Raw genomic sequence first — 21,442 nt, 5'->3', positions numbered from 1 at the left:
TGCCCGGGCGCCGCCGGCACGCGGCGGCGCCTGTTCCGTTACACCGTGCGCAGCTTCGACACGCGCCGGTTCTGCAGCATCACCAGGCGTTCCATGTACGCGAGATCCTTCGGCTCGATCGTGAACGCCGCATGCACCCACGCTTCCGTGATGTCCATCAGCTCCGAGCGCGACAGCTGGAACACGCGCTCGCGGGCGCGCAGCATCGCACGTACGCCGTTCAGCTTCGGCTTCGTCACGTCGATGAAGGTACGCGTCGCGAGATACGCATCGCCGGCATCGAACGTCTGGTCGATCAGCCCGCAGTCTTCGTACCATTCGGACGCATGCGCTTCGCCGGTCGCGATCAGCGATTCCGCGACGCCGCGGTTCGCCTTGCGCGAGACCAGCGAATAGCCGCCCATGCCCGGGAACAGGTTGAACGCGATCTCGGGAAACCCGAGCTTCACGCCTTTCTGTGCGAGCACGTAGTGATGCGCGAGCGCAGCCTCGAAGCCGCCGCCCAGCGCGCTGCCCTCGACCATCGCGATCGAGATCGCACCGGTGCCGAAGCCCGTGTAGATCTCGTACACGCCGTCGATGCACGAACGCGCGTAGGCCATCAACTGGTCGCGCCGGCCGCTGCGGATCGCGTCGACGAAGAAGCTCAGGTCGCCGCCGACGTTGAACAGCTCGGGGACGAGCGAGCCCGTCACCCAGAAGTCGAACCTGAGGCCCGAGTCGCGTGCGACGCGCGCGAGATGGATGATGTCGGTGACGAGTTGTTGGTTGAAGCACGGCCGCGGCTCCGATCGCAGCATCATCCACATGACATTACGGCCTTCCTCATAAAAGGCGGTCAGTTGCGAGAGTTCGCCGGCTTCGTAAAACGGGCGGCACGCCGGATGGGATTGGAGTTGCATGGTATGTCCTCGTGAGATGTGGTTTTTGAAGACCGCCGCGCGAGGCGCCATGCGGGAATCGGGGGCCCGCCGGGCGCCGGGCGCGAGGCATCGCCATTGTTGCGCGCGCACAAATGGCGCATGTGTGGAATGGCCCACCTGAAAGCCGCGTGGGCGCGCGTCGGGCGCGGGAATCGTCGACGAGGCGCAATCGAACGCCCGGGTGCGGGCAGAACCATGCAGGAAGCCGGCGCGGCGGATGCGTCGATATAGCGGCGCGGATGGCGCCGGCGTGAGGAGGGGCGTGCGCGTCGGCGGGGCGGATGCCGGCCGGCGGCACTGCAGTGTCATGCGGGTTCGTCGTGCCGAAACCGGCCGCGCCGGCAGGGCGGCGTACCGCGGGTATCGACGGCGTGCCGGCCATGCGCAGGACGCCGAACCTGCGAACGGCACGGTAATGCCGGATCCGGTGCCGGGAGTCGTAACCGGGAATTGGCAATGCGACGACGGTGTCGCGACCGTCCGCCGGTGCAGGGTATTCACCGGTACCGGCGGGTGTCCGGTGACGTTTTTTCGGCGCTAGAATCGCGCGCCCGTTCATTTGTGCGCGCCGCGTTCCGCGCGCAGGCACGCAGTTCTCCCTTCCGGCACGCGTCCGACGGAACTTGCCAGAGTCGGTCGGCTTCGGCCACCATTCGCATCCGGCACGGCCGCGCGTTCCGAGCGCGGCCGGCATGGAGGAGAACACGCATGTCAGAAAAACATCGAGTCCTGGTGCTGGACGACGATCCGGAAGTGCGCGCCTGGCTGAGAGGCGTGCTGGAAGAGGCCGGGTTCGACGTGTCGACGGCCGACAGCGCCGCGCGGATGCAGCAGCAACTGGCGGCCGCGCCGCACGCGCTCGTCATTCTCGACCTGAAGCTGCGCGGCGAGGACGGCCTGGCGGTGGCGCGCGAGCTGCGCCGCCGGTCCGACGTGTCGATCATCATGATCAGCGGGCTCGGCGACGAGACGGACCGCGTGCTCGGCCTCGAGACCGCCGCGGACGATTTCATCACGAAGCCGGTGTCCGGGCGCGAGTTGATCGCGCGCGTGCGCGCGCAGCTGCGGCGCACGACCGAGCTGTCGATGCCGCGCCCCGCACCGAACGGCGGCGGCCCGCGCTTCTGCTTCGACGGCTGGACGCTCGACTTCGCCGCGCGCACGCTGACGCACGGCGGCAATCCGTGCGCGCTGACGCAGGGCGAGTTCGAACTGCTGGCGGCGATGGTCCAGCAGCCGTCGCGCGTCTGGTCCCGCGAGCAGCTGCTGGAGCGCACGCGCGGCTTCGGCATCGACATCGACGTCTACGATCGCACGATCGACGTGCTGATCCTGCGCCTGCGCCGCAAGATCGAACCGAACCCCGAGCACCCGACCTATATCCGCACGCAACGCGGCGCCGGATACGTGTTCTCGGTGCCGGTCGTGCGCGTGTGATGCGATGCGTGCACCCCTGACCCTGTTGCCGCCGTGGAGCGTGCGGGCCAAGCTGATCGCGACGTTCCTGCTGTTGTTCGGCATCACGCTCGCGGTCGTGGTGGTCGGCGTGCTCGGCATGCGCGCGAACCAGAACGCGCTCGACGAATACGAGGCGAACGTCGTGCCGGAGATCGCCCGCGCGCTCGAGCTGTCCGACAAGGTCGCCCAACTCGCGGCGGTTGCGCCGAGCATGATGCTGACCGATTCGCCGGACCTGCTGCACAGCGATACCGAGCTGCTGCGCGGCCTGCTCGGCGATATCCGGCGCCTGTCGCCGGGCTTCGGCAAGCCGACCGGAACGGCCGACAAGGCGGGCGGCCGGCTCGCGGTGATCGACGATCTGGACGCGATCGACCAGGATCTCGCGCGGCTGCTGATCGTGTCGGGCCGGCAGCGGCAGCTCAAGGCGGAACTGAGCGACCTGCGCACGGCGACCGACGCCATCGGCGATCGCATTGCACGGCAGAAAGGGCTGGTTGCCCGGGCTGCACCGACGTTGCTGGAGATCTGGGCGCGCACGGCCGGTGCGTTGCAGGCGGCGAACGCGGCGGAGCTCGGCAGCGCGGAGAGCGACAACGAGGCGCTGTGGCTGCGTGTGCGTGCGCGCGGCGAGGATCGCAGCCAGCCGGCGCTCGCCGACGCGTTGCAGCAGCTCGACGGCAGCGCGCGCAACGTGTTCGCGGTGCGCCGCGAATTCCTGTCGAGCGAGACGCAGACCGGCTATCTCGTCACGCTGTTGCGCGGTCACGCCGATCACCTCAGCGGCAAGTCCGCACGCTACGTCGAGCGCTTGCGCCAGATCGCGAGCGAGCGCAGCGACAAGGTGCGCAAGGTCGCGACGTCGAGCCAGTCGGGCCTGCTGCTGCTGGCTGTTGCAGGTGTCGCGGTGGCGTTGCTCGGCGTGGCGTACGCCAGCCGCATCCTGCACAAGCTGCAGGCGATGACGCGCGTGATGGCGCGCCTCGCGAAGGGGATCACGTCCGACCGGATGCCGTCGATGCACCGGCCCGACGAAATCGGCGAGCTGGCGCGCGCGTTCGAGGTGTTCCGCACCAACCTGATCGAGAAGGAACAGCTGACCCAGGGGCTCGAAGCCCAGCGCCGTCTGCAGGAGTCCGTACTCAATTCGATGAACGACGGCGTGTCCGTGCATGACATGCAGGGCGGGCTGGTCGCGTGGAATCCGACGTTCGCGAAGCTGCTCGGCATCGACGCGACCGCGCTGCGGGCAGGCCTGCCGCTCGTTGCATTGCGCGACGCGCTGGCGCGGCCCGCCCGCTGGCACCAGGTATCGGCCGAGACCGCGACGCGCACGTCCGACGGCGTGCGCGTGGCCGCGTCCGCCGAACTGCACCTGAGTGACCGGCGCACGCTCGAATTTCACTGCCAGCCGTTGCCGGACGGCGGATGGGTGTCGGTCTGCCGCGACCTGACGAGCCGCCGCGCGGTCGAGGCCGAACTGCGCCAGGCGCAGAAGATGGACGTGCTCGGCCAGTTGACGGGCGGCGTCGCGCACGATTTCAACAATTTTCTCGTCGCGATTCTCGGCAACCTCGAACTGCTGCTGCCGCGGCTCGACGGGCAGCACGACGCGCGGACGATGGCCGAGCGTGCAAGCCGCGCGGCCGAACGCGCGTCGCGCCTCACGCGGCGGCTGCTCGCGTTCGCGCGACGCCAGCCGTTGCAGGCCGAGCGCGTGTCGGTGCGCGCGATGCTCGCGGAAATGCTCGACCTCGTCGAATATTCGGCCGGGCAGCGCGTGTCCGTCGTGCTCGAGCCGGCCGGCGACACGATGTGGGTGAACGTCGACCGCGGTCAGCTCGAGAATGCGGTGCTGAACCTGGCGCTCAACAGCGCGGCCGCGATGCCGGAAGGCGGAACGCTCACGCTGTCCGCACGGCGCGAGCCGGCGCCGGATGCGTCGGACGGCCCGTCGACGATCGTGCTGAGCGTGACGGATACCGGCTGCGGCATCGCGCCCGTGCTGCTCGACAAGGTGATCGAACCGTTCTTCACGACGAAGGCGGCCGGCGAGGGCAGCGGGCTCGGGCTCAGCAGCGTGTACGGGTTCGTGCGGCAAAGCGGCGGCGATCTGCGGATTCACAGCGAGGTCGGCCGCGGCACGCGCGTCGAGCTTCGGCTGCCGGCCTGCGCGGCGCCGGCCGGCCGGCCGGCTGCCGTGCGCGACCTGCCTGCGGCGGTGCGCCCGGGTGCGCGCGTGCTGGTGGTTGACGACGACGCCGAGGTGCGCGACACGGCGGTCAGCCAGTTCGCGGCGCTCGGCGCGCGGGCCGATGCGGTGCCCGACGGCGACGCCGCGTTGCGCTGGCTGGCCCGGCACGGCCCGGTCGACCTGGTGCTGTCGGACATCTCGCTCGGCGCGGGCGGCAGCGGCATCGCCCTTGCGGCGCGGCTCGCCGGGCGCTGGCCGGCGCAACGGGTGGCGCTGGCCTCGGGCCTGCCGCCCGAGATTCATCAGACCCATCCCGACTGGCGGGCGGACCTGCCGTTCGTGCAGAAGCCGTTCGACCTGGCGGCGCTCGCCGCGCTGCTGGGCTGACGCCCGACTCCAATTGTTTCGATTGTTAATGGCGATACGTGTTTCCGAAATGTTCGATTAACGGGACGGGTGTTTCATAGCGATACGGCACCGGCGACGCAGTAGCGACGTCGCGGCGCACGAATCGAACAAAACCGGACGGAGACACCCTATGACGAAGATCAAGTCCCTCTTGCTGACGATGGCGCTTGCGACGGCGGCTGGCACGGCCGGCGCGGCGACGCTGAGGATCGCGTGCGGCGCGGCGGGCGTCGACCAGGACATCTGCCAGGTCTCGGCGAAGCGCTGGGCCGAGAAGACCGGCAACGAAGTCGAGTTCATCAGCATGCCGAACAACTCGAGCGAGACGCTCGCGCTGTACCAGCAGCTCCTCGGCAGCGGATCCGACAAGATCGACGTGATGCAGATCGACACGGTCTGGCCGGGCATCCTCGCGAACCACCTGGTCGACCTGAAGCCGTACAGCAAGGGCCAGGAAAGCCAGTCGTTCCCGAGCATGGTCGCGAACGACACGGTGAACGGCAAGCTGGTCGCGATGCCGTGGTTCATCGACACGGGCCTGCTGTACTACCGCAAGGACCTGCTCGACAAGTACCGGGCGAAGGTGCCCGCGACGTGGGACGAACTCGATGCGACCGCGCGCCGGATCCAGGCGAGCGAACGCGCGGCCGGCAACGAGAAGGTGTGGGGCTACGTGTGGCAGGGGCGTGCCTACGAAGGGCTCACGTGCGATGCGCTCGAATGGGTCGCCAGCCACAACGGCGGCACGGTGATCGACGACAAGGGGCGCGTGACGATCGACAACCCGGGCGCCGCCAGGGCGCTCGACCAGGCCGCGAAATGGGTCGGCACGATCAGTCCGAAGGCGGTGCTGAACTACGGCGAGGAAGAGTCGCGCGGCGTGTTCCAGGCGGGCAATGCCGTGTTCATGCGGAACTGGCCGTACGCCTGGGCGATCGCGAACCGCGCCGGCAGCCCGATGAAGGGCAAGGTCGGGATCGCGCCGCTGCCGAAGGGCGGTGCCGACGGCCGTCAGGCCGCCGCGCTCGGCGGCTGGCAGCTCGCGGTGTCGCGCTACTCGCCGAACCCGAAGCTCGCCGCCGATCTCGTGATGTACCTGTCGAGCGCGGAAGTGCAGAAGATGCGCGCGGTGCAGGCGTCGTTCAACCCGACGATGCCGGCGCTCTACCACGACAAGGACGTCCTGCAGGCCAACCCGTTCATGGCCGACCTGCTGCAGACCTTCAACAGCGCGGTCGCCCGGCCGTCGACGATCACCGGCGCGAAGTACAACCAGGTCAGCAACCAGTTCTGGAACGCCGCGCACGACGTGCTCGCCGGCAGCGACACCGCGAAGGGGGCGCTTGCCGCGCTCGCCGCGTCGCTCAACCGGCTCGCGCCGGGCGGAAACTGGCGCTGAGCGCAGCGCGTCACGACTGATCGAGCAGGCCGGCCGCCCGATGGCGCCGGCCCTGACGGGAGACTTCGCATGAGAACCGCAAGCATCCGTATAGATAGGACTGCTTCATTAAAATCGCAACCGGCACGCACGGGAACCGGGTTGGCGGCCGCGCGCCGACGCCAGGCGTGGTGGCTGGTCGCGCCGGCGATGCTGATGCTGGCGGCGATCGCCGGCTGGCCGCTGCTGCGCACCGCATGGTTCAGCCTGACCGATGCGCAATTGTCCGACCTGACGCAGCGCCGGTTCGTCGGTCTCGACAACTATCTCGGCGTGGCCGGCGTCCTGCGCGATCCGGCGTGGTGGCAAGCGGTCGGCAACACGGTGCTGTTCGCGGTCGTGTCGGTGCTGCTCGAGACGGTTGCGGGGCTCGGCGTGGCGCTGCTGCTCGACGTGCCGTCGCGGCTGCGGACGCTGCTGCGTGCGGCCGTGCTGGTGCCGTGGGCGATCCCGACCGTCGTGTCCGCGAAGATCTGGAGCTGGATGCTCAACGACCAGTTCGGGATCGTCAACGCGATGCTGATGGCGATCGGCGCGATTCACGAGCCGCTCGCGTTCACCGCCGACGCGCACCTCGTGTTTCCGACCATCGTGTTCGTCGACATCTGGAAGACCACGCCGTTCATGGCGCTGCTGATGCTCGCCGCGCTGCAGACCGTGCCGCGCGACTGCTACGAGGCCGCGCGTGTCGACGGCGTGCCGCGCTGGCGCGTGTTCCGGTCGGTGACGCTGCCGCTGATCCTGCCCGGCGTGCTGGTCGCGATGATCTTCCGTTCGCTCGACGCGCTGCGCGTGTTCGACCTGATCTACGTGATGACGTCGAACAGCCGCGTCACGAAGAGCATGTCGGTGTACGTGCGCGAGCAACTGATCGACTTCCAGCAGGTGGGTTTCGGGTCGGCGTCGGCGATGCTGCTGTTCATGACGATCGTGCTGTTCACCGTCGGCTACATGGCCGTCAGCCGTCGCCGCATCCAGGAGGCCTGAGATGATGAGGAAGCATCCGCTCGAGACGGCGGCTTACGGCGTGTTGTCGGCATTCGTGCTGGTGGTCGCGCTGTTCCCGCTCGTCTACATGATCGGCACGTCGGTCAAGCATGGCGACGCGCTGTTCGATACGTCGCTGTTCCCGGCGAGCCCGTCGTTCGACAACTACCGGCAGTTGTTCCGCGACCAGCCGTTCGGCGCGTACCTGCTGAATTCGGCATTGGTCGCCGGCGGCGCGGTGGCGCTGTCGCTCGCGGTGTCGGTACTGGCCGCGTATGCGCTCGGTCGCGTGTCGTTTCGCGGGCGCGGCGTGCTGATGATGTGCATCCTCGGCGTGTCGATGTTTCCGCAGGTCGCGATCCTGTCGGGCCTGTTCGAGCTGATCCGCGCACTCGGCCTGTACGACAACCTCGGCGCGCTCGTGCTGTCGGACCTGATCTTCACGCTGCCGTTCACGATCTGGATCCTCGTCACGTTCATGCGCGAACTGCCGAGCGAGCTGGAGGACGCGGCGCGGGTGGACGGCGTCGGCGTGTTCACGCTGATCTTCCGGATCTTCCTGCCGCTGCTGCGGCCCGCGCTTGCCGCGACGTCGCTGCTCGCATTCGTGTCCGCATGGAACGAGTTCCTGTTCGCGCTGACCTTCACGATTTCGTCGGAGGAGCGAACGGTGCCGGTCGCGATCACGATGATCTCCGGCGCGAGCAGCTTCGAGCTTCCGTGGGGAACCATCATGGCCGCGTCGGTGATCGTCACGGTGCCGCTCGTGCTGCTGGTGATGCTGTGCCAGCGTCATATCGTGTCCGGGCTCACGGCCGGCGCGGTCAAGGGTTGAGCGGGCTCGCCCCCGTCGTCGTCAAACAGGAACGAAAGCATGAGCCAGATCAAGTTGAGCGGTCTTCACAAGCAGTTCGGCGCAACGCCGATCCTTCACGACGTGAACCTCACGGTCGAACCCGGCGAGTTCTGCGTGTTCATCGGGCCGTCCGGCTGCGGCAAGTCGACGTTGCTGCGGATCATCGCGGGCCTCGACGAGCAGAGCGACGGCGACGTGTGGATCGACGGGCACTGCGTCAACGCGCTGGCGCCCGCGCGCCGGGACATCGCGATGGTGTTCCAGAGCTACGCGCTGTATCCGCACATGTCGGTCTACGAAAACATGGCGTTCGGCCTGCGCCACCTGGGGCTGCCGAAGGACGAGGTCGACCGCCGCGTGCGGCTCGCGTCCGAATCGCTGCGCCTCGGCGAGCTGCTCGAACGCAAGCCCGGCGCGCTGTCCGGCGGCCAGCGGCAGCGCGTCGCGATCGGCCGCGCGATCGTCCGCAAGCCGAAGGTCTTCCTGTTCGACGAGCCGCTGTCGAACCTCGATGCCGCGCTGCGCGTGAAGACGCGCGTCGAGATCGCGAAGCTTCACCGCAGCCTCGACAGCACCAGCATGATCTACGTGACGCACGACCAGGTCGAGGCGATGACGCTCGCGGACAAGATCGTGCTGCTGCGCCCGCTCGAAGGGCGCGCCGGTGTCGCGAGCATCGCGCAGATCGGCACGCCGCTCGATCTGTATCACCGGCCGGCGAGCCAGTTCGTCGCCGGCTTCATCGGCTCGCCGGCGATGAACTTCGTGCCGGCGACGGTCGCGTCGGCCGGTGCCCACGAGGTGCGGGCGCTGGCCCGCGGCCACGCGCTCGTGTCGGGCGTGTCCGGCGACGGCCTCGAGCGCGGCGGCGACGTGACGCTGGGCATTCGCCCCGAGCACGTGAGGGTCGGCACCGGCGACCTGACGGGCGAAGTCGCGCACGTCGAACAGATGGGCGAACACACCTATCTCTACGTCGACACGCCGCTCGCGTCGCAGCCGATCGTCGCGAAGACCGACGCCGCCGGCGCACGGATCGGCGAACGCATCCGCGTCGACCTGCCGGCCGGTGCACTGCATCTGTTTCACCCGGACGGCCGCGCGGCCGCGCGCATGCCGAGCGACGCCGCCGCCGCGGCGCGCGCGACGGCCTGAGCACGGCGCACGACCGTCCGACATCTTCAGGCGGCCATGGCGCGCGGCCGCTGTCGAATCGGCGCCCACTTATCTAAACAGGATAGTCATGCTAAACAATAAAATATCGGTGATCGTCTGGAACGAATTCGAGCACGAACGCGAAAACGCCGGCGTGCGCGCGATTTATCCGGACGGCCTGCACCAGGTGATCGCCAATGCGCTCGCGGAAACGCCGGCGCTCGGCCACGGCGCGTTGCCGCTCGAGATCGGCGTCGCGACGCTCGATCAGCCGGAGCACGGGCTCGACGAAGCGCGCCTCGCCGCGTGCGACGTGCTGATCTGGTGGGGGCACAAGGCGCACGCGAAGGTGTCGGACGAGGTCGTCGAGCGCGTGCAGCGCCGCGTGCTCGAGGGGATGGGCCTGATCGTGCTGCATTCGGGGCATTTTTCGAAGATCTTCCGCCGCCTGCTCGGCACGAACTGTTCGCTGAAGTGGCGCGAGGCGGCCGAGAAGGAGCGCCTGTGGGTGGTCGAGCCGTCGCACCCGATCGCGGCCGGGCTCGGCGAGTATTTCGAGCTGCAGCATGAGGAGATGTACGGCGAACGCTTCGACATCCCCCAGCCCGACGCGACGGTGTTCATCTCGTGGTTCGAGGGCGGCGAGGTGTTCCGTTCGGGCTGCTGCTGGGAGCGCGGCCACGGCCGGATCTTCTACTTCCGTCCGGGGCATGAAGCCTATCCGACCTATCACGACCGCAACGTGCAACGCGTGATCGCGAACGCGGTGCAGTGGGCCGCGCCGCGCGTGAATCTCGCGGACCGGTGCCCGATGTCGCCGCCGCTCGAGACGCTCAGCGAGAAGAGCGGGCAGTTCGCGCACGTCGGCATCCAGCAGGTCGCGGGAGATCTCGCATGAACGACGACTACAAGGTCGAGCTGCCGGAAGCCGCGGCGGTGGCACGCGGCCGACGCCTGCGCGTCGGCGTGATCGGGCTCGGCATCGGCCGCAAGCATATCGAGGGTTGGCGCGAGCACCCGGACGTCGACGTGGTCGCGATCGCGGATCCGGACGCGAAGCGTCTCGCGAAGGTCGGCGACGCGTTCGGGATCGACGCGCGCTACGCATCGGCGGACGCGATGTTCGCGGCCGAGCGGCTCGATGTCGTCAGCGTCTGCACGCCGAACAAGTTCCATCGCGAACTGACGCTCGCGGCGTTCGATGCCGGTTGCCACGTGCTGTGCGAGAAACCGATGGCGATGAACGCGGACGAGGGCCGCGAGATGCTGATTGCCGCGCAGCGCGCCGGCAAGCGGCTGATGATCAATTTTTCGTACCGCTTCAGTGCGCAGTCGCGTGCGTTGAAGGCGCAGGTCGATGGCGGCGTGTTCGGGGATTTCTACTTCGGTCGCACGGTGTGGCATCGCAGGCGCGGGATCCCGGGCTTCGGCGGCTGGTTCGGCACGAAAGCGCTGGCAGGGGGCGGCCCGCTCATCGATCTCGGCGTGCATCGACTCGATCTCGCGCTGTGGCTGATGGGTTATCCGAAACCTGTATGGGTGATGGGCAGCGCGTACGACCCGATCGCACGCACGCTCGCGGCGCGCGCGGGCAAGACCTACGACGTCGAGGATCTCGCGGCCGCGATGATCCGTTTCGACAACGGCGCGACGCTCGCGCTCGAGGCGTCGTGGGCCACCAACATCCAGGAGGCGGAGCTGATGGAGACCCGCCTGCTCGGCACCCGCGCCGGGCTGCTGCAGAAGAACCTGAACGAAGGCTACACGTTCGACGCGCACATCTTCGTCGAGCAGCACGGCGCGCAGTTCGACATGCGCCTCAACCCGCCGGCCGACGGCGCGCATTCGGCGATGTACGACTACGCCGAGGCGATTCTGTGCGACGTGCCGCATCCGGCGCCGGGCGAGGAGGGGCTGATCGTGATGGAGATTCTCGACGCGATCTATGCGAGCGCGGCGGCGGGCGAGCCGATTCGCATCCATGCACCGGGCCCGTCGAGCGTAAGCGCACCGCCGGTGCTCGACCTCGATCTCGACGTCGCCGGCTGACGGGCGGCAGGCCGGCGCGGCGCGTCTGCCGCACCGGCCTGCCGCCGTCGTAGCGGACGACCTGGCATAGCAGTACCCGATTCGACGACGCCGCGCATCGTACGCGGCGCGCATTCAACGTTTGGAGACACGTTCATGATCGACGAAGCAAGCCGCGCGGCGCGCAATCGCGCGCGCACGCCTTTCCGACTCGCGCGGCTCGCCGCCGCCTGCTCGCTGGCCGCCGCATCGATGGCGCTGCACGCGGCGCCGGACCCGGTCGAGACGGTGGCCGCCGACGGTGGTCCGGGCGCACTGGCGCAGTCGACCGGCGTCGTGCCGGCCGATACCAGTCCGGCCAACGTGGTCACGCCGACGCCGTCGTCGGCATGGAATCAGCTGACGCCGTGGACGCAGTTCCACGGCTACATGCGGGCCGGCGTCGGGACGAGCGACGGCCATTCGCAGGCTTGCTTCCAGCTGCCGGGCGCGCCGAGCAAGTACCGGCTCGGCAACGAATGCCAGGTCTACAGCGAACTGGAGATCGACCAGACGCTCTACAAGTTCTCGAACGGCATGCAGCTTTCCGCGGTGGGCATGGCGAGCCTCGTGAACGATCTCGATCGCACGCCGACCTTCAACGGCGACCACGGCCGGATCCGCCTGCCGCAGTCGTACGTGCAGCTCACCGACATTCCGGGGCTCGACGGCACACGCATCTGGTTCGGGCGCATCTACTACCGGCGCAACGACGTCCACATCAACGATTTCTATTACTGGAACCCGAGCGGGCTGGGCGCCGGCATCGAGAACGTGCCGATCGGCGGCGGCCTGAAGCTCAGCTACGCGCTGTTTCGCGAGGACTACATCGACCAGCCCAACTACGCGACGCGCCACGACCTGCAACTGTCGGGCGTGCATCCGAACCCGGGCGGCGAACTGCAGTTCGGGCTGTCGTACATTCCCGCCCGTGCGCCGGTGCTGAACGCGAGCGGCGTCCTGCAGGACGCGCACAGCGGATGGTCGTTCACGGTCCAGCACGTGCAGACCAACCTGCTCGGCGGCAAGAACAAGCTGGCGTTCCAGTACGGCGTCGGTCCCGGCACCGGCCTGAGCTACACGGGGACACTGACCAACGACAATCGCTACAAGAGCTTTCGCGTGCTCGACGCGTTCGACTGGCAGGCCACACAGAACTTCAGCGGGCAGGTCGTCGGCATCTACGAGCGCGACATCGCGCCGTCGGGCGGATCGCAGACCTGGGTGTCGATGGGCGTGCGGCCGGTGTACGCGTTCACGCAGCACGTCAAGCTGCAGGGCGACCTCGGGCACGATCGCGTGACGCCGTCCGGCGGGCCGACGCGCACGCTGCTGAAGGCGAGCGTGGCGCTGACGCTCGCGATGGACCGCTCGTTCTGGTCGCGGCCGGAGTTCCGCGTGTTCTATACGTACGCGCGCTGGAACCAGGCCGCGCAGGATGCGGCGGCGCCCGGCGATCCGCTGTCGACGACGGGCATTTTCGGGACGTCGCGCTCGGGCTCGACGGTCGGCGCGCAAGTCGAATGGTGGTGGTAGCCGACATGAAGGAGCAGCCGATGACGATGCAGAAGGGAGGCGCTGCGCCCGCGCCGTCGGGAACCCCGTTCGGGCCGCGGTGCGTCGCCGGCTCGCGACGCTTCGCGCGGCCGGTGGCGCGCCCGTGTCGCGACGGGCAGGTGCCACGGGCCGAAGCTGCACGGGGGGCGCGATGAGCGATCCGGTCATCGACGTCGGGCCCGGTGTGTCGGCGGTGGTCGCGCCGCGCCTGCTGGCGGATATCGGCGGTACGCATGCGCGCTTCGCGCTGGAGACCGCGCGCGGGGAGATCGACTGCGTGCGCGTGTACCGGTGCGGCGACCATGCCGGCGTCGCCGACGCGGTACGGGCGTACTTGCGCGACACGGGCGCCGCTCAAGTACGCCATGCGGCGATCGCGATCGCCAACCCGGTGGACGGCGACAGGGTCCGCATGACCAACCTCGACTGGCGTTTCTCGATCGATGCGACGCGCCGCGCGCTGGGGTTCGACACGCTGCACGTGGTCAACGACTTCACGGCGCTGGCGATGGCGGTGCCGTACCTGCCGGCCGGGCAACGGCGTCAGGTCGGAGGCGGCTGCGCGCAGGCGGGCGGCATGATCGGCGTGCTCGGCGCCGGTACGGGGCTCGGCGTGTCGGCGCTCGTGCGCGCGGGCGACGGGTGGGTGCCGCTGTCCGGCGAAGGCGGGCACGCGTCGTTCGCGCCGGCGGACGCGCGCGAGGACGACGTGCTGGCCTATGCCCGCACGCGCTGGCCGCACGTGTCGTTCGAGCGGCTCGCGGCAGGGCCCGGCATCGCGGTGATTCATGCGGCGCTGGCCGCGCGCGACGGCCGCCCGGCCGTCGAGGCCGACCCGGCCGCCATCATCGAGCGCGCGCTCGCGGGCGACGCCAATTGCGGCGCGACCGTCGACTGCTTCTGCGCGATGCTCGGTACGTTCGCGGGGAACCTGGCGCTGACGCTCGGCGCGACCGGCGGCATCCACATCGGCGGCGGCGTGGTGCCGCGACTCGGCCCGCGCTTCGACGCGTCGCCGTTTCGCGCGCGCTTCGAGGCGAAAGGCCGTTTTGCCGGTTATCTCGCCCGCATTCCGACGTTCGTGATCACCGCGCCGTATCCGGCGTTCGCCGGCGTATCGCGGCTGCTGGCGCGGGCGCTCGGCGAGGCCGGCTGACGGGGCCGCGGAACGGCACGGCGCAGGCGTGCGGCGGTGTCATGTTTCAGTCGGCGCCGTGTCGGTACTTTGAAAGAAAATCCTTCGAATTCGGCATCTGCCTATGGAATATGCCGACTGGAAGTTGATATGCGACTCATTTATTGTTGATGAGGAATCCCCGGCATATCGCGAGCAGGAGGCGTCGTGACGACAACCCAGAAGATCTGGCAGATGCTGGTCGGGAAGCCGCTGGACCCGCTCGATCCGCGCACGCGGCATGCGATCGCCGTCACGCCGTTGCTGGCCTGGGTCGGGCTCGGCGCCGACGGGCTGTCGTCGTCGTGCTACGGCCCGGAAGAGGCGTTTCTCGCGCTCGGCCAGCACCATGCGCTGGCGCTGTTCCTGGCGCTCGCGACGGCCGCCACCGTGTTCGTCATCGCGCTTGGCTACAACCAGGTGATCGAACTGTTCCCGACGGGCGGCGGCGGCTACCGCGTCGCGACGTCGCTGCTCGGGTCGAAGCCGGGGCTCGTGTCGGGCGCGGCGCTGCTGGTCGATTACGTGCTGACCGTCGCGACGTCGCTCGCGAGCGGTGTCGACGCGTTCTTCAGCCTGCTGCCGGTCAGTGCGCAGGCGTTCAAGCTCACGACCGAAATCGTGCTGATCCTGATGATGACGGGGCTCAACTTCCGCGGGATGCGCGAATCGATCATGGTGCTGCTGCCGATCTTCATCGGCTTCGTGATCCTGCACTTCGGGCTGATCGTGTACGGCGTGGCCGTGCACGGCAGCAACCTCGCGATGGTCGTGCCCGACGCCGTGCACGAGGCGCACGGCATGTCGCAGTCGCTCGGCCTGTTCGTGCTGCTCGCGTTGCTGATGCGTGCGTTCTCGCTCGGCGGCGGCACCTATACGGGCCTCGAGGCGGTGTCGAACAACGTGAACATGCTCGCCGATCCGCGCGTGCCGAACGGCAAGGTGACGATGTGGTACATGTCGACATCGCTCGCGTTCACGGCCGGCGGCATCATCCTGCTGTACATGCTGTGGCATGCGCGGCCCATCGAAGGCCAGACGCTCAACGCGGTCGTGTTCGGCAGCGTGATCGACCATCTCGGGCTCGGCTCGGCGTTCGCGCGTCATGCATTGCTCGCGGCCGTGCTCGCGTTCGAGGCCGGGCTGCTGCTGGTCGGCGCGCAGACGGGCTTCCTCGACGGCCCGGCCGTGCTGTCGAACATGGCGTCGGATTCGTGGGTGCCGCGCCATTTCCGCGACCTGTCGACGCGCCTCGTGCGGCAGAACGGCATCATCGTCGTCGGCCTGTCGAGCCTGCTGATCCTCCTGTGGACGCACGGCAACGTCGACGTGCTCGTCGTGCTGTACAGCATCAACGTATTCCTCACGTTCAGCATGTCGCTGCTCGGGCTGTGCACGTACTGGTGGCGCCATCGCAGCGAGCGCGGCTGGTTCAAGCACTTCTTCCTGTCGGCGCTCGGGCTGAGCGTGACGGCCACCGTGCTCGTGATCACGCTGATCGAGAAGTTCACGGCGGGCGGCTGGCTCACGGTGCTCGTGACGAGCGCGGTGATCGCGCTGTGCTTCATGATCAACCGCCACTACGCGGAGACGCGCACGCAGCTCGCGAAGGAAGATGCGCTGTTCTCCGGCAAGCCCCCCGAAGTCGACGAGGCCGCCGCGCCGGGCAAGCCCGATCCGTCGCAACCGACGGCCGTGCTGCTGGTCGGCAAGCATCGCGGCGCGAGCATGCACGCGCTGCTGTGGGTCAACCGGCTGTTCCCCGGGCACTTCCGCAACGTGATCTTCCTCGCGGTCGGCGAGGTCGATGCGAAGGCGTACGACGGGCATGAGCATCTCGAACGGCTGCGCCACGCGATCACCGAATCGCTCGACTACTATGTCGCGCACTGCCGCCGCAACGGCATCGCGGCCGACTACCGGATCGCGTTCGGCACGAACCCCGTCGTCGAATTCATGAACCTCGCGTCGTCGACGCTCGACGATTATCCGAACGCCGTGTGCTTCGCGAGCAAGCTGATCTTCCGGCGCGTGAATTTCCTGACCGCGTGGCTGCACAACCAGACGCCGGTCGAATTGCAGGCACGCCTGCACGTCGAGGGCAAGCAGATGGTGCTGCTACCGATGAACGTCGGGTAGCGGCGCGCATCGCGGGACGCCTGCCGGGCCGGATCACGCATTCGCCGCATGATTGCGGTCATTCAGGGTCCGTACGCTTGAATACATCACATTGTGATATAAAATAAAGGCAGGCCTTCGTGCCATCCGGCCTCTACGCCGCAAACGAACCCGGCCGCGCGACGCGCGCATCGTGCCGGGCGAACGTCCGGTTCAGAAGAACGGGGCGGCGCTCACGCGCAGCAGGATGGCCGACAGGCCTCGCCGCGACCGGCGGCGCGATGCGCCGTACGGATTCGCGGCGACGACAAGGAGAAGTGACGATGCTGATCACGTTTCGGTCCTCCGCCGCACCCGATATCGTCATGTTGCGCGATCTGGCGCAGTACCTGCTCGGGCTGGTCGGCAAGAGGCTCGACGTACGTGGCGTGATTTCCACCGACGCGTTGCCGGATGCAATCGCGCGACTCGAACAGGCCATCAGGGACGATGCGGCGCGGGAGCGTGCGCACGAGCATTCGACGCTCTCGCTGCACGACGATGCGTCGCCGTATGCGGGCGGGCTCGCGCAGCGCGCGTGGCCGCTGCTGGACATGATGCGTGCAGCCCGTGAACAGGGCCGGCACGTGATGTGGGGCGTATAGGCGCGCATCGCGCGCCGGTCGCCCGCGGAACCGGACCTCCGCTGAAAGGCCGACGGCTTCGTGTGTCGCATGACGCGCGTGCCGTCGGCCGATTTTTTTGTGCGGCGGGATCGCCGGCGCGATTACGGATGATGATGGGTATGCGAGCGCGACGAGCGCCGTGCGGACCGGTGCAGCAGCCGGTCTCGCGTGCGGTCGCGGCCGCGCTGGGTCGCGAAGAACAGCACCGCGAACACGAGGACCGCGAGCAACACGAGGGTCTGGACGATACCGTTTTCCATGTTGCCTCCGGGCAGGATGGGGGGCGGGGGATGCGTTGCCGCCGTCAGCCGGCTGGCATCGCGGCGCCGGCGAGTTGCGCGTCGATGAAGCGCTTGGCCAGCGCGATCGAGATCCGGAGCGCGTCCGAGTCGTTGCGGAAGACGTGGTGCTTCGGGTCGAGCAGGTGCGTTTCGTGGCAGCCGCACGCATCGCGCCAGTACACGACGGCGAGCGGCTGGTACAGCGCGCCGAGCTCGAGCCCTTCGCCGGCCACCGGATCGACGAGCGCGACCGCGCGGATCGCGCACTGGCGATAGGTCAGGCAGAGCGGCGACGTCATCACGGTCTCCACGCTGCACGCCGGCCGTTCCGGCCCCGCGTGGCGGGTGGCCGGACGAACGGGCGCCGGGGCGTGTTCACGTGAGCAACGGCATCGCTTCGATCAGCGCGATGCCGAGCAGCGCGCCGAGTGCGGCGCCGACGAGTTTCGGATGCCACCGTTCGAGATGCAGCGCCGTCAGCAGCGCGCCGAACAGGATCACGCCCAGCAGTGCGAACGCGATCACGAGGTAGCCGATTTCGAAATCGTTGTTGATCAGCATGATGTCTCCCTTGCCATCTCCGTGTGTCGCATCGGGCGGCGCTTTGCGCGTGCCACCGAGGTTGCATGCACGGATGGTCCTGACTGAATTATATATCACAACGTGATATAAAAATCGATCCTGTCCCGCCCGGGTTGCGTCCTGGCGACAGGCCGGCGTGGCGGCGCTCGCGACCTTTGCGTTGGCGCGCCCAGGGCTTCGGCCGCGCGGCTTGACGCTCGCCGGCACGTCACCCACACTGGGTCGCACGATGGCCGCGCGGCGGGTGGCCTGTCATGCGCGCGTCATGCGGGTACGGCCTGCCGCAGCGGCGCATGTTCCCGACGCCTGGTAACGAACGCGCGGAGAGTCTCGACGTGGTGCGTTTTCCTTCCCGATGGACCGGTTGCCTGGTCGCATGCGCGGTTGTGCTCGGCGCGGGCACCGCTATGGCCGATACGCGCAACTCACCCGACCCGGGCGACCAAGCGCCCGTCACGCTCGTCAGCGACGTCCATGAATTCGTGATCCAGCACGACGGCTCGCTCGACGAGCACGACGATTCGACGCTGCGCGCGAACGACGCGAACGGCATCGATGCGATCGCGCAGCGCTACGTGTGGTTCGACAAGAATCTCGAGAAGGTCGAGCTGCTCGCGGCCGAGACGATCGATCGCGACGGCGTCGCGCATCCGGTCGGCGCGGACGGCATCCGCGACGTGCAGGAACCGCGCTCGGCCGGCGCGCCGACGTTCCAGGACGGGTTGTTGCGCACCGTCGTGTTCCCCGGCGTCGAAGCCGGGTCGAGCACGCGCGTCGCGTTCCGCAAGACGCGCACGAAGCCCGTCAACCGCGGCTACTTCGGCTACTACGTCGAGCCGTCGCGCGAGCCCGTCGACAGCCAGCGGCTGATCTTCGACGTGCCGGCCGACATGCCGCTGTACGCGGACGCGCGCGGCTACGTCGCGCTGCCGCCCGTCACGGCGAACGGCCGCACGCGCTACGAATTCGACTATCGGCACGGCCCGTACGACCGCATCGAGAGCGGCGCGGTGGGCTACCCGACCTACGGCGACCGGCTCGTCGTGTCGACGCTGCCCGACTATGCGGCGTTCGCCGCGCGCTACCGCAACGCGGCCGTCGACCCGACCGTGAGCGATCCGGCCGTCGTGCAGCTGGCGCGCGCGCTTGCGGCGGATGCCGCCGATCCGCGCGACAAGGCGCGCGTCCTGTACGACTGGGTGCAGGCGAACATCCGCTACGTCGGATTGTTTCTCGGCGAAACGGCCGCCGCGCCGCATCGCGTGACGGACATCCTGCGCAACCGCTACGGCGACTGCAAGGACCATGTCGCGCTGTTCGGCGCATTGCTCGCGGCGGTCGGCATCCGCAGCGAACCGGTGCTGATCAATCTGGGTTCCGTGTACACGCTGCCGTCGGTGCCCGGTTACGGCGGCGGCGCGATCAATCACGCGATCACGTGGCTGCCCGATCTCGGGCTCTACGCGGACACGACGACGGCCGGCATCGCGTTCGGCTACCTGCCGCCGATCGTGATGGATCGCCCCGCGCTGCTGGTCGATACGGGCGTGCTGTCGCGCACGCCGGCCACGCAGCCGCGCGGCCGCATCGCGCGGATCTCGATCGATGCGTCGCAGCCCGGCGCCGCGCGGTTGCAGGCGTACGTCGAGGACCAGGGCTGGACGGCCGAACTCGAACGCAACCTGTTTCGCCGCGCGCCGCACGACCGCATCGGGCAACTCGCGACCGAACGCCTGCGGCAAAGCGGGCTGCGCGGCCGCGCGCAACTGTCGACCAGCGACCGGCGCGTGACCGACGGGCCGTTCGACGTGACGCTCACCGGCACGCTCGATCACTTCGTGTGGCCCGACGGCACGACCGCGTTGCCCGCGCTGTCGAGCCTCACGGGCGGCATCGCGACGCAGGTCGAGAGCTGGCTGGCCGAACCCGTGCGCACGCAGCCGTGGGGCTGCCTCGGCGGCACGTTCGACGAGACCGGCCAGATCGCGCTGCCGGCGGACGTCGTTGTAACCGACCTGCCGGCCGATGCGACCGTGCACGACCGCTTCGTCGATTTCACGTCGCATTACGTGTTCGATGCGGCCGCGCGCGTCGTGCAGGTCACGCGGCGGATGAAGGCGGATTTCGGCCGTCAGGTGTGCACGCCGGACGAGTTCACCGCGCTGCGTGCGTCGCTCGAACGCATCGAGCGCGACACGCAGGCGCAGATCGTCGTGCGGGCGAAGCCGCGTTGAGCGGCGCGGGCGCGATGTTCGCCCCGCGCGGGCGAATGGCCGGAACCGGCCGACATGCACGAGGGCGTCACGGCGGAGCGGGATGACGAGATCGCCGGGCGCTCGAAGGAATGGCCGGGCCGGAGCGTGCAGGGCGCGGTGGCCACCGCTGCGACGGTGAACGTGCAACAGTGCGCGGCGCTTGCGGTGCAGTGTGCGACCGCATGGGTCGACACGTTCGAAGCACGCAGCGGCCGAGTGCGGAAGTGACGCCGGGCGTCCGCGGCCGGCGCCACATGTCACGCGTTACGCTTCGACGCGCACCTCGCCGTCCGCGCGCACCGCGCCCGGCGGCTTGCCGACCACGCGCTTGAACGCGCGGCTGAACGCGGCCAGCGAACCGTAGCCGAGCCGGTACGCGACGGCTTCGATCGACTCGCCGTCGCGGGTGATCCACTGCGCGGCGAGCCGCATCCGCAGCTCGGTCAGGTAGCGCACGGGCGTCATCCCGGTCGCCGCGAGAAAACGCTCGGCGAACACGGAGCGCGACACGCCCGCTTCGGTCGCGAGTTCCGCGACGCTCCAGTTGCGGCCCGGGTCGCGATGCAGCGCGACGATCGCGCGGCCGAGCTTCGGCTCGCGCAGCGCCTGCACCCAGCCCGTCGCGTCGCCGCATCCGCACTCGACCCAGCCGCGCACGATGAACGCCGCGACCACGTCCGCGAGCCGCGCGAGGATGCCCGCGAAGCCCGCGCGCGCCGTGCACGCTTCGCGCTCCATCGCGTCGAGCATCGGGCGGATTTCCGGGTAGCGCGCGAGCAGCGTGCCGACGTGCATGAACTCGGGCATCGTGCCGACGAGCGGCTGCATGCCGCCGAGATCGAGCTCCATGCACGCGCTGAAGATCAGCGCATCGCCGGCACCGGGTTCCGTCGTCGCACAGGTGGCCGGCGATACGCCGGCCGACGCTACCGACGCCACCGTGTCGCAGATCTTCGCGACCTCGAAGCCGTTGAGCTCGCGGCACGGCGCATCCGGATCGGACACCAGCGCGTGCATGCCGCCGTGCGGCAGCAGGATCGCGTCGCCGGCCTCGAGCCGCATCGTGTCGCCCGATGCATCGCGCAGCAGCACGGGCCCGCGCACGACGAAATGGAACTGCGCGCGGCCCGTCACATGGCCGAAATTCAGCCCGAACGGCCGTGCAACCTGGATGCGGCGGTACTGGACGCCGCTCAGGCGCATCCCCAGCAGCAGCTCGCTGACGAGGTCGTGCACGTCGGGAATCGGGGGCAGAAGAGGCTCGGTCATGGCGAGATACGGACGTTCGATCAACAAGAACGGATTGTATGTCATAGACCGTCCT

Annotated in this window: 18 protein-coding genes and 1 pseudogene; 14 read left to right on the top strand and 5 right to left on the bottom strand. The window is 68.8% G+C overall.

Features of this window, described 5'->3' with window-relative positions; genetic code table 11:
- Positions 1–38 precede the first annotated feature (38 nt).
- Positions 39–902 (bottom strand): crotonase/enoyl-CoA hydratase family protein, encoded by an 864-nt coding sequence (locus tag AC5LXK_RS29155; RefSeq protein ID WP_493392106.1) that lies wholly within the window; start codon positions 900–902, stop codon positions 39–41.
- Positions 903–1,631: 729 nt separating this feature from the next.
- Between AC5LXK_RS29155 and AC5LXK_RS29150 the strand changes: the two genes are divergently transcribed.
- From AC5LXK_RS29150 to AC5LXK_RS29095, 12 genes and pseudogenes are all read left to right on the top strand, one after another.
- Positions 1,632–2,360 (top strand): response regulator, encoded by a 729-nt coding sequence (locus AC5LXK_RS29150; protein ID WP_493392105.1) that lies wholly within the window; start codon positions 1,632–1,634, stop codon positions 2,358–2,360.
- A 4-nt stretch (positions 2,361–2,364) separates the two neighbouring features.
- Positions 2,365–4,962: an ATP-binding protein gene (locus AC5LXK_RS29145; protein WP_493392104.1), complete on the top strand. Its 2,598-nt coding sequence runs from the start codon at positions 2,365–2,367 to the stop codon at positions 4,960–4,962.
- A gap of 151 nt (positions 4,963–5,113) precedes the next feature.
- Entirely contained in the window at positions 5,114–6,382 is a 1,269-nt protein-coding gene (locus tag AC5LXK_RS29140; RefSeq protein ID WP_493392103.1) for an ABC transporter substrate-binding protein, read from the top strand.
- A gap of 141 nt (positions 6,383–6,523) precedes the next feature.
- Positions 6,524–7,408, top strand: a complete 885-nt coding sequence (locus AC5LXK_RS29135) for a carbohydrate ABC transporter permease (RefSeq protein ID WP_493392102.1) — start codon at positions 6,524–6,526, stop codon at positions 7,406–7,408.
- 1 nt (position 7,409) lies between these two features.
- Complete coding sequence (locus AC5LXK_RS29130; RefSeq protein WP_493392101.1) at positions 7,410–8,243, top strand: carbohydrate ABC transporter permease; 834 nt, start codon at positions 7,410–7,412, stop codon at positions 8,241–8,243.
- 39 nt (positions 8,244–8,282) lie between these two features.
- On the top strand, positions 8,283–9,419 hold the full coding sequence (locus AC5LXK_RS29125) for an ABC transporter ATP-binding protein (protein WP_493392100.1): 1,137 nt from the start codon (positions 8,283–8,285) through the stop codon (positions 9,417–9,419).
- Positions 9,420–9,507: 88 nt separating this feature from the next.
- Entirely contained in the window at positions 9,508–10,317 is an 810-nt protein-coding gene (locus AC5LXK_RS29120) for a ThuA domain-containing protein (protein WP_493392099.1), read from the top strand.
- Positions 10,314–11,468, top strand: a complete 1,155-nt coding sequence (locus AC5LXK_RS29115) for a Gfo/Idh/MocA family protein (RefSeq protein ID WP_493392098.1) — start codon at positions 10,314–10,316, stop codon at positions 11,466–11,468. Before AC5LXK_RS29120 ends, AC5LXK_RS29115 begins: the two co-directional genes overlap by 4 nt.
- Positions 11,469–11,603: 135 nt before the next feature.
- Positions 11,604–13,022 carry a maltoporin gene (locus AC5LXK_RS29110; RefSeq protein WP_493392097.1) on the top strand — a complete coding sequence of 473 codons (1,419 nt, stop codon included), beginning with the start codon at positions 11,604–11,606 and terminating at the stop codon, positions 13,020–13,022.
- Between the two features lie 172 nt (positions 13,023–13,194).
- Positions 13,195–14,184, top strand: a pseudogene (locus tag AC5LXK_RS29105) (glucokinase); the annotation flags it as partial.
- A 228-nt stretch (positions 14,185–14,412) separates the two neighbouring features.
- Positions 14,413–16,356, top strand: coding sequence for an APC family permease (locus AC5LXK_RS29100; RefSeq protein WP_493394080.1), 1,944 nt, complete (start codon positions 14,413–14,415; stop codon positions 16,354–16,356).
- A 302-nt stretch (positions 16,357–16,658) separates the two neighbouring features.
- Positions 16,659–16,979, top strand: a complete 321-nt coding sequence (locus tag AC5LXK_RS29095) for a DUF1840 domain-containing protein (protein WP_493392096.1) — start codon at positions 16,659–16,661, stop codon at positions 16,977–16,979.
- 122 nt (positions 16,980–17,101) lie between these two features.
- On the opposite strand, the gene AC5LXK_RS29090 is transcribed toward AC5LXK_RS29095, so the two are convergent.
- The 3 genes from AC5LXK_RS29090 to AC5LXK_RS29080 all read right to left on the bottom strand — a co-directional run bounded on the left by AC5LXK_RS29090 (position 17,102) and on the right by AC5LXK_RS29080 (position 17,842).
- Positions 17,102–17,260 carry a hypothetical protein gene (locus AC5LXK_RS29090; RefSeq protein ID WP_493392095.1) on the bottom strand — a complete coding sequence of 53 codons (159 nt, stop codon included), beginning with the start codon at positions 17,258–17,260 and terminating at the stop codon, positions 17,102–17,104.
- A 44-nt stretch (positions 17,261–17,304) separates the two neighbouring features.
- Positions 17,305–17,580 (bottom strand): hypothetical protein, encoded by a 276-nt coding sequence (locus AC5LXK_RS29085; protein WP_493392094.1) that lies wholly within the window; start codon positions 17,578–17,580, stop codon positions 17,305–17,307.
- A 76-nt stretch (positions 17,581–17,656) separates the two neighbouring features.
- Entirely contained in the window at positions 17,657–17,842 is a 186-nt protein-coding gene (locus tag AC5LXK_RS29080; protein ID WP_175845554.1) for a hypothetical protein, read from the bottom strand.
- Positions 17,843–18,198: 356 nt separating this feature from the next.
- On the opposite strand from AC5LXK_RS29080, the gene AC5LXK_RS29075 reads away from it, so the two are divergent.
- Both AC5LXK_RS29075 and AC5LXK_RS29070 read left to right on the top strand, forming a co-directional pair.
- Positions 18,199–20,097 carry a DUF3857 domain-containing transglutaminase family protein gene (locus AC5LXK_RS29075; RefSeq protein WP_493394079.1) on the top strand — a complete coding sequence of 633 codons (1,899 nt, stop codon included), beginning with the start codon at positions 18,199–18,201 and terminating at the stop codon, positions 20,095–20,097.
- 54 nt (positions 20,098–20,151) lie between these two features.
- Positions 20,152–20,346 (top strand): hypothetical protein, encoded by a 195-nt coding sequence (locus tag AC5LXK_RS29070; protein ID WP_493392093.1) that lies wholly within the window; start codon positions 20,152–20,154, stop codon positions 20,344–20,346.
- A 36-nt stretch (positions 20,347–20,382) separates the two neighbouring features.
- Here AC5LXK_RS29070 and AC5LXK_RS29065 read toward each other — a convergent pair whose 3' ends face one another.
- The gene (locus AC5LXK_RS29065) at positions 20,383–21,432 is read right to left on the bottom strand and encodes an AraC family transcriptional regulator (RefSeq protein ID WP_493392092.1); all 1,050 of its coding nucleotides are present in this window, start codon (positions 21,430–21,432) and stop codon (positions 20,383–20,385) included.
- Between the last annotated feature and the right edge of the window lie 10 nt (positions 21,433–21,442).

Source organism: Burkholderia pulmonis, assembly GCF_984667975.1.
This window is presented reverse-complemented; position numbering and strand designations above follow the sequence as displayed.

Coding starts and splice junctions, on each gene's coding strand:
- AC5LXK_RS29155 (WP_493392106.1), bottom strand. CDS start 902: ATGCAACTCCAATCCCATCCGGCGTGCCGCCCGTTTTACGAAGCCGGC.
- AC5LXK_RS29150 (WP_493392105.1), top strand. CDS start 1,632: ATGTCAGAAAAACATCGAGTCCTGGTGCTGGACGACGATCCGGAAGTG.
- AC5LXK_RS29145 (WP_493392104.1), top strand. CDS start 2,365: ATGCGTGCACCCCTGACCCTGTTGCCGCCGTGGAGCGTGCGGGCCAAG.
- AC5LXK_RS29140 (WP_493392103.1), top strand. CDS start 5,114: ATGACGAAGATCAAGTCCCTCTTGCTGACGATGGCGCTTGCGACGGCG.
- AC5LXK_RS29130 (WP_493392101.1), top strand. CDS start 7,410: ATGATGAGGAAGCATCCGCTCGAGACGGCGGCTTACGGCGTGTTGTCG.
- AC5LXK_RS29125 (WP_493392100.1), top strand. CDS start 8,283: ATGAGCCAGATCAAGTTGAGCGGTCTTCACAAGCAGTTCGGCGCAACG.
- AC5LXK_RS29120 (WP_493392099.1), top strand. CDS start 9,508: ATGCTAAACAATAAAATATCGGTGATCGTCTGGAACGAATTCGAGCAC.
- AC5LXK_RS29115 (WP_493392098.1), top strand. CDS start 10,314: ATGAACGACGACTACAAGGTCGAGCTGCCGGAAGCCGCGGCGGTGGCA.
- AC5LXK_RS29110 (WP_493392097.1), top strand. CDS start 11,604: ATGATCGACGAAGCAAGCCGCGCGGCGCGCAATCGCGCGCGCACGCCT.
- AC5LXK_RS29100 (WP_493394080.1), top strand. CDS start 14,413: ATGCTGGTCGGGAAGCCGCTGGACCCGCTCGATCCGCGCACGCGGCAT.
- AC5LXK_RS29095 (WP_493392096.1), top strand. CDS start 16,659: ATGCTGATCACGTTTCGGTCCTCCGCCGCACCCGATATCGTCATGTTG.
- AC5LXK_RS29090 (WP_493392095.1), bottom strand. CDS start 17,260: ATGGAAAACGGTATCGTCCAGACCCTCGTGTTGCTCGCGGTCCTCGTG.
- AC5LXK_RS29085 (WP_493392094.1), bottom strand. CDS start 17,580: ATGACGTCGCCGCTCTGCCTGACCTATCGCCAGTGCGCGATCCGCGCG.
- AC5LXK_RS29080 (WP_175845554.1), bottom strand. CDS start 17,842: ATGCTGATCAACAACGATTTCGAAATCGGCTACCTCGTGATCGCGTTC.
- AC5LXK_RS29070 (WP_493392093.1), top strand. CDS start 20,152: ATGCACGAGGGCGTCACGGCGGAGCGGGATGACGAGATCGCCGGGCGC.
- AC5LXK_RS29065 (WP_493392092.1), bottom strand. CDS start 21,432: ATGACATACAATCCGTTCTTGTTGATCGAACGTCCGTATCTCGCCATG.